This is a genomic window from Bacillus sp. FSL K6-0073 (assembly GCF_038006085.1).
Taxonomy (GTDB): domain Bacteria; phylum Bacillota; class Bacilli; order Bacillales; family Bacillaceae_G; genus Bacillus_A; species Bacillus_A cereus.
This window is the reverse complement of the sequence record NZ_JBBOUN010000001.1, coordinates 307,501-315,000: the sequence shown is the minus strand read 5'-3', so window position 1 is coordinate 315,000 and position 7,500 is coordinate 307,501. Positions and strand designations below refer to the sequence as shown.

Below are 7,500 nucleotides of genomic sequence, written 5' to 3'. Positions count from 1 at the left end.
TTTTCTTAATTACATTTATCAATTACTAGATCTTCTCGAACATAATTACAAAAAGATAAGTGTAATCATACCGAACTATAATTATGAAAAATACTTACCTGATCGAATCGAATCAATATTAAACCAAACCTACCCTCTTTACGAACTAATTTTCTTAGACGATGCCTCCACTGATCATAGCGTATCAACTTTTAAAAAGCTGCTCTCAAAAGAAAATAAGACCCACCTGAAGGTTCAACAGATTATTAATGATAAAAACTCTGGTTCTGTATTTAAACAATGGATAAAAGGAGTCTCTGCAGCAACTGGTGATTATATTTGGATCGCAGAGGCCGATGACTTATGCGATAAGACATTTTTACAAGAGGTGATACAGGGGTTTTATATAAATAACAATATTACCTTAAGTTACACACAATCAAAACAAATAGATGAACAAGGAAATGTATTGGCTAATCATTATTTAAATTACACAAATGATATCGATAAAGAAAAATGGAAAGCCCCCTATTTTCGAAAAGGAGTCGAAGAAATACAAGATACGTTACTTATCAAAAATACTATACCTAATGTTTCAAGTGTAGTTTTTAAAAATATAGATATGAAGAAAACAGAAAAACAGTTAGAGAAGTTCAAAATAGCTGGTGACTGGTTCTTCTATGTTTCTCTTCTTACAGAGGGAGATATTCACTTCAATCCAGCCCCCTTAAACTATCATAGACGACATTTAAATAGCGTAACGAGAACAGAAGATTCATACTCCCATTACAATGAAGTTGTGCAAATGCAAAATTTCATTAAAGAAAGATTTACTATCGACGACATTTCTAAAATGAAAATGTATACATATAGAAAGTATCTTAAAGCATACTTAAAAATTTAAACATGTGCTTTCTATGCCATCAATATCTCTTTTAAGTTGCTACTATTACTCAAGGGAGGAATACTCTTTGAAAGACTTTATAGAGGAACATAAAGATTTAATTTCTCAAATCGCACACAGCTATAATGTAAATGCAAGTATCCATCCTGAGGATCATATCTTTCAGTTCATTGTCACTAATCCCGTCTTCCCATCAAAAAAAGAAGCGATAGATTACTACTTTAAAGATGGGCAAAACTCAGCAAAAATACTCTTAAACTTAATTACTTCCCTTTATCCTCCTACAGGCAATCCAAATCAATTGTTAGAATTTGCATCCGGATACGGCTGCGTAACACGTCATTTATTAAATCTACAAACGGATTTGAGTATAACCGCTTGCGATATACACGAAGAGGCCATTTCCTTTATTGAAAACAAATTAAATAATTCTTCTATATTATCTCATCCTGAGCCTGAACAGTTAAAATTGGACTCCTCTACGTACGATATCGTTTTTTGTCTATCCTTTTTCTCTCATATGCCTGATACAACTTGGTTTCGTTGGCTACAAACATTGTATAACGCTGTTTCACCTGGTGGTTTATTCATTTTCACAACCCATGGCTATCAAAGCAAAAAATACTTTGGGTTTCCAAATTTAAATGAAAAGGGCTATTGGTTTCTCTCTTCTAGTGAACAATTTGATTTAGATGTGAATCAATACGGACAAACGATAGTTAGCCCCTCTTACGTGTGTGACAAAATTAAATTATTACCCCATAACCCAATTATCAAAAAGTATACTGAAGGATTTTGGTGGGAACATCAAGACCTTTGGGTTATAGAAAAAGAAATAAAATAATAACCCACGCTCTGCTTATATACAAGTAGAGCGTGGGTTATTATTTTTTACTACATAAGAACTCTTCAATCCATAGCTTATTTAATCTAATCCCATGTTTAAAATCTATTTTAGGTTCCCAATTCAATTCTTGTTTTACCTTATCAATATTTAAAATGATTTTTTGAACGTTCTCTTGTTTTTGTTTGTAACAGATAAAATCCACTTTTCTTTCTGTTATTTTCTCTAATTCCACTATAATTCGTTTTAAAGAAAGACCTTTGCCACTCCCTATGTTGTATACGCAAGATTTCAATTGATTTAATTGTGCTAGTTGTATAGTAATTTCAACTAAATCATCGATATAAATATAATCTCTAATAATCTCCTCTGGATTCCCATATATATGAATCCTTTCATTACTGAGATGCTGGTACAAAAAACAATTTATCGCCCCAACTTTTTTTAAAGGGTTTTGGTATTTTCCATACGGATTAGAATATCTACATACAACATAATCTATTCCATATTTTTTCTTATAAAAATACAAATAATTCTCCAGCGAAACTTTTGTTATTCCATACGGGGAAAGTGGTCTTAATGGGTGTTTCTCATCAATAGGCAAATATTCAGGTTCACCATAAACTGTGCCTCCCGAAGAAGCTAATATAATTTTTTTAATACGAAATTCTTTAACACTTTCCATGAAATTAAGAAAAAATAGACTGCTATTAATATCGCCAAAAACGTCTTCAATTGAAGTTGCTACGTTAGACGTCGCAGCTAAATAAATAATAATATCTATATTCACTAAAGCCTTATATATATCCTTAACATTTTCTAAATCACCTTTAATAAATTCAACTTCACTTATAATATTTTGAGGAAAATTATTTATATGTCTGGAAAATACTTTTACATTTTGTCCTTGTTTCAATAAACCCAATGCGAGGTTGATACCAATGAAACTATTTCCACCTACTATTAAATAATTATTCTTCCTCATAATATCATCTCTCTAGTAATAAATTTTTCCTATCGTCAAACTTAAAAATATACACAAATAAACTGGATCAGTTTGATTATTCATCCTCTTATCATTGTATGTTTGTTATAAATTTTCATTATCTTTATTTTCTATTTTCATTTTAGAATAGCTTCCTTATTCAGGTTGACTGCAAAAACACTCATAATATTTACTCATCCCCATGAATATATTTAATAAACAATCCTCACTTGTTTAACCCATAAAAAAGCTTCTACATACACAAAGTTCTCAAAAAAGGAGCGCTAAACTCATGAAAAATATAAATCAAGAACTTTTAAATCATGTAATCCTACATAAAGATCGAATTCCGCATTACCATAAAGACTTTCCCCTTATACTATTTTGGAGTCATAGAAGCGGATGCACCTCATTAGCTAATTGGTTCTTTTTTCAAATTGGATTATTTACTGAAGCAAAGAAATACAATGACTTTATTCATTACTATGAGTTCTGGGTGTATAAAAACAGTACAAATTACATTCAACATTTACAAAATAGTCTTCTAGAGGCTAAAAAAAATGTTTGTAAACTTGTACGAAATCCTTATACAAGGGCTGTCAGCTCATTTTTATTACTTGCTGACAATCCATATGCTAGCCCACAATGGGAGAGCATCCGTCATTATTTTTATAATGATAAATATAGTAATCAAGGAATATCATTTAAACAATTTTTATATTACGTTCAGGCATTCGGTTCCAATTCCCTACCATTAGATATACATTTTAGTCAACAATACGTCCCTGGTGAAGAAAACTTCATTCAATGCTATATTCCTTTAGAAGATTTTAATACACAAATCACTAAACTAGAACACATGTACGATTTAACAAAATCCAATTTAGCACTTCTTACAAATTCAGATCATCATCGCGCTCACAAGATGATTTATGCAGGAAGCTATGCAGAACTTAGCATTACAGATCCAAGCTTTCCCCGATTTCCAACATACGAAAGCTTTTATGATAAAGAAACTATGGATTTAGTTACAGAAATATACGCACAGGATTTTGAAATGTACCCATACACGAAAGGGATATTTTAAGTCTATACATTTTTCCACGAATAAAAGCTGATACATCGCATAGCATAAGGTGAAACTTTAATTCGAGTGGGAGTTAATTATTCTCTTTCCCTAATCGTAATTTTAAGAGATACCTAACTTTCACCCATTTCCTTTGATTTCGCCGATTGTTGACGTGTATCATACTTTCCATACATAGATTGCATTTATTAACATAGGAGGGATATCGTGTGGAAATCAATTTGAAACACAATAATGGGTACTGCGTTATTTGCGAAAAGAAAGCTACATTTATAGAGCATAATGATTGGCTTAGAGATCATTATTTATGTTCTACATGTAACTCTATACCAAGGCAGCGAGCTTTAATCCATGCTTTACATACATTTTTTCCAAAATGGGATTCCTATAATATTCATGAATCCTCTCCTGGAGGAATTACGACTCAGCTACTATTAAAAAACTGTAAAAACTATACTTATTCTCAATACTTTAAAAATTATCCTCTTGGCCAATACTTTCAAGGTATTAGATGTGAGAACTTAGAAGACATGACTTTTGAAAATGAATCTTTTGATTTATTCATTACTCAAGACGTTTTTGAGCATGTAATGACGCCAAACAAAGCCTTTAAAGAAATAGAACGAGTATTAAAACCTGGCGGTGCTCATGTATTTACTGTCCCTTGGTATCATACACTCACAAAAACTGTGCAAAGAGCAAAAATGAATAAAGAGGTGATTGAATATATTGAAGAGCCCATTTATCATGGAAACCCTATTGATGAGAATGGATCTTTAGTAACGTTCGATTGGGGGCAGGATATGATTGAATATATTTATACACACGCAAATATGTATACAATTGTTTATTTACCAAAGGATAGATCACTAGGGCTAGATGCTGAATTTTTACATGTTTTTATTAGTAAAAAAATGTAAAAAATTTCTAAATACTATATAATTCAGTGATTTAATAAATCAATAGTAACTTCCCACTACTTGAACTACGAATAATATAAGGGGGATATAACTTGAAAATAATCGCTTTTTACTTACCACAATTCCATCAAATAAAAGAAAATGATCGATGGTGGGGGGAAGGATTTACTGAATGGACAAATACTAAAAGTGCACGACCTTTATTTTCAGGACATTATCAACCTAGGGAACCTTATCAAGATTTTTATTACGACTTAACTACCCCCTCCGTAAGAAAGTGGCAAGCAAAAATCGCTAAAGCATACGGGATATATGGTTTTTGTTATTATCATTACTGGTTTAAGGGAAAAAGACTATTAGAAACACCCTTTAATGAGGTATTAAAGATGAAGGAACCTGACTTCCCTTTTTGTCTTTCTTGGGCAAATGAACCATGGACAAAATCTTGGGATGGTCTCGATAAACATATATTAATGCCTCAAGACTACGGAGATATATCTGATTGGAAGGAACACTTTGATTATTTATTACAGGCTTTCCAAGATGAGAGATATATTTATATAGATGATAAACCTTTATTCATTATTTATCGTCCAGGACATATTCCTGATTGTGAAAAAATGCTTAATTACTGGAATGCATTAGCGCGAGAAAATGGTTTAAAAGGTATATACTTTGCTGAAACATTAAACAGTTTTCCACTACCTAATATAAATGGATTTGATGCTAGCATTCAGTTTGAACCTTTCTATACAATTGCCCATGGTAGCTCTTCAGACATAAATAAGGTAATATATGATTCTGATATGCAATTAAATGTTTGGGACTACGATAAAGTATGGATGTATATATTACAACGATCGCTCCCAAAGAAAAAAACATTTCCTGGTGCTTTTGTTGATTGGGATAATACTGCACGACGTAAAAACGCGAATAGTAGCATCTTTGTAGGTTCTACCCCTGAAAAGTTCACCATATATTTAAGCAAGCAAATTCATCGGACTTACTCTTTTTATAACAGCGAGTTTTTATTTATTAACGCATGGAACGAGTGGGCGGAAGGAACTTACTTAGAGCCAGATAAAAAATATGGATTTTCTTATTTAGAAGGGGTTAAAAATGCAATTGATAGAGGTATGAAAGCATACAAAAAAGACGAGTCATTCTGACTCGTCTTAAAGTTGCTTGGCGACGTCCTACTCTCACAGGGACAAGGTCCCAACTACCATCGGCGCTAGAGAGCTTAACTTCCGTGTTCGGTATGGGAACGGGTGTGACCTCTCTGCCATCATCACCAAACTATTGAAGGCATATTCCTTCAAAACTAGATAACATTGCTACATATTATATGGTTAAGTCCTCGATCTATTAGTATTCGTCAGCTCCACATGTCACCATGCTTCCACCTCGAACCTATCAACCTGATCATCTTTCAGGGATCTTACTAGCTTACGCTATGGGAAATCTCATCTTGAGGGGGGCTTCATGCTTAGATGCTTTCAGCACTTATCCCTTCCGCACATAGCTACCCAGCTATGCCCTTGGCAGAACAACTGGTACACCAGCGGTGCGTCCATCCCGGTCCTCTCGTACTAAGGACAGCTCCTCTCAAATTTCCTACGCCCACGACGGATAGGGACCGAACTGTCTCACGACGTTCTGAACCCAGCTCGCGTACCGCTTTAATGGGCGAACAGCCCAACCCTTGGGACCGACTACAGCCCCAGGATGCGATGAGCCGACATCGAGGTGCCAAACCTCCCCGTCGATGTGGACTCTTGGGGGAGATAAGCCTGTTATCCCCGGGGTAGCTTTTATCCGTTGAGCGATGGCCCTTCCATGCGGAACCACCGGATCACTAAGCCCGACTTTCGTCCCTGCTCGACTTGTAGGTCTCGCAGTCAAGCTCCCTTATGCCTTTGCACTCTACGAATGATTTCCAACCATTCTGAGGGAACCTTTGGGCGCCTCCGTTACACTTTAGGAGGCGACCGCCCCAGTCAAACTGCCCACCTGACACTGTCTCCCGGGTCGATAAGACCCGTAGGTTAGAATTTCAATACAGTCAGGGCGGTATCCCACCAGCGCCTCCACCGAAGCTAGCGCTCCGGTTTCAATGGCTCCCGCCTATCCTGTACAAACTGTACCAAAATTCAATATCAGGCTACAGTAAAGCTCCACGGGGTCTTTCCGTCCTGTCGCGGGTAACCTGCATCTTCACAGGTACTATAATTTCACCGAGTCTCTGGTTGAGACAGTGCCCAAATCGTTACACCTTTCGTGCGGGTCGGAACTTACCCGACAAGGAATTTCGCTACCTTAGGACCGTTATAGTTACGGCCGCCGTTTACTGGGGCTTCAGTTCAGAGCTTCGCTTACGCTAACCCCTCTCCTTAACCTTCCAGCACCGGGCAGGTGTCACCCCCTATACTTCGCCTTACGGCTTCGCAGAGAGCTGTGTTTTTGCTAAACAGTCGCTTGGGCCTATTCACTGCGGCTTTCCGTTAAGAAAGCACCCCTTCTCCCGAAGTTACGGGGTCATTTTGCCGAGTTCCTTAACCAGAGTTCTCTCGCACACCTTAGGATTCTCTCCTCGCCTACCTGTGTCGGTTTGCGGTACAGGCACCTTTTATCTCGCTAGAAGCTTTTCTTGGCAGCGGGGAATCAAAGACTTCGCTCCATAAGGAGCTTCCCCATCACAGCTCAGCCTTTACGATAAGCGGATTTGCCTACTTATCAGCCTAACTGCTTGGACGTGCACAACCAATCGCACGCTTCTTC

The 7,500-nt window shown here is 36.2% G+C and carries 6 protein-coding genes and 2 rRNA genes (2 of these 8 cut by a window edge); 5 read left to right on the top strand and 3 right to left on the bottom strand.

All coding sequences use genetic code 11. The features are described 5' to 3' along the window. Both MHB52_RS01730 and MHB52_RS01725 read left to right on the top strand, forming a co-directional pair. A protein-coding gene (locus MHB52_RS01730) for a glycosyltransferase (protein ID WP_000558374.1) crosses the window boundary here: on the top strand, positions 1-883 show its end. 1,049 nt of this gene lie to the left of the window's left edge; 883 of the gene's 1,932 nt are visible here — the last part of the coding sequence; its start codon lies beyond the left edge, outside the window; its stop codon occupies positions 881-883. A gap of 67 nt (positions 884-950) precedes the next feature. Then, positions 951-1,727 (top strand): class I SAM-dependent methyltransferase, encoded by a 777-nt coding sequence (locus tag MHB52_RS01725; RefSeq protein ID WP_000651235.1) that lies wholly within the window; start codon positions 951-953, stop codon positions 1,725-1,727. Between the two features lie 40 nt (positions 1,728-1,767). Here the strand turns inward: MHB52_RS01725 and MHB52_RS01720 are convergent, their stop codons facing one another. Further along, positions 1,768-2,712, bottom strand: coding sequence for an NAD-dependent epimerase/dehydratase family protein (locus tag MHB52_RS01720; protein WP_001230831.1), 945 nt, complete (start codon positions 2,710-2,712; stop codon positions 1,768-1,770). Between the two features lie 292 nt (positions 2,713-3,004). On the opposite strand from MHB52_RS01720, the gene MHB52_RS01715 reads away from it, so the two are divergent. The 3 genes from MHB52_RS01715 (at position 3,005) to MHB52_RS01705 (ending at position 5,888) form a co-directional block, all read left to right on the top strand. After that, entirely contained in the window at positions 3,005-3,799 is a 795-nt protein-coding gene (locus tag MHB52_RS01715) for a sulfotransferase family 2 domain-containing protein (RefSeq protein WP_016119033.1), read from the top strand. 209 nt (positions 3,800-4,008) lie between these two features. Continuing rightward, entirely contained in the window at positions 4,009-4,719 is a 711-nt protein-coding gene (locus MHB52_RS01710; RefSeq protein WP_061663282.1) for a class I SAM-dependent methyltransferase, read from the top strand. 92 nt (positions 4,720-4,811) lie between these two features. Then, positions 4,812-5,888, top strand: a complete 1,077-nt coding sequence (locus MHB52_RS01705; protein WP_061663281.1) for a glycosyltransferase WbsX family protein — start codon at positions 4,812-4,814, stop codon at positions 5,886-5,888. A 14-nt stretch (positions 5,889-5,902) separates the two neighbouring features. Here the strand turns inward: MHB52_RS01705 and rrf are convergent. Both rrf and MHB52_RS01695 read right to left on the bottom strand, forming a co-directional pair. Then, positions 5,903-6,018, bottom strand: a 5S ribosomal RNA gene (rrf, locus tag MHB52_RS01700). 49 nt (positions 6,019-6,067) lie between these two features. Beyond that, positions 6,068-7,500, bottom strand: a 23S ribosomal RNA gene (locus MHB52_RS01695); it runs 1,490 nt beyond the window's last position.

What these genes read in the sequence shown, in the direction of transcription:
- MHB52_RS01720 (WP_001230831.1), bottom strand. Translation starts at nt 2,712, where the DNA reads ATGAGGAAGAATAATTATTTAATAGTAGGTGGAAATAGTTTCATTGGT.
- MHB52_RS01715 (WP_016119033.1), top strand. Translation starts at nt 3,005, where the DNA reads ATGAAAAATATAAATCAAGAACTTTTAAATCATGTAATCCTACATAAA.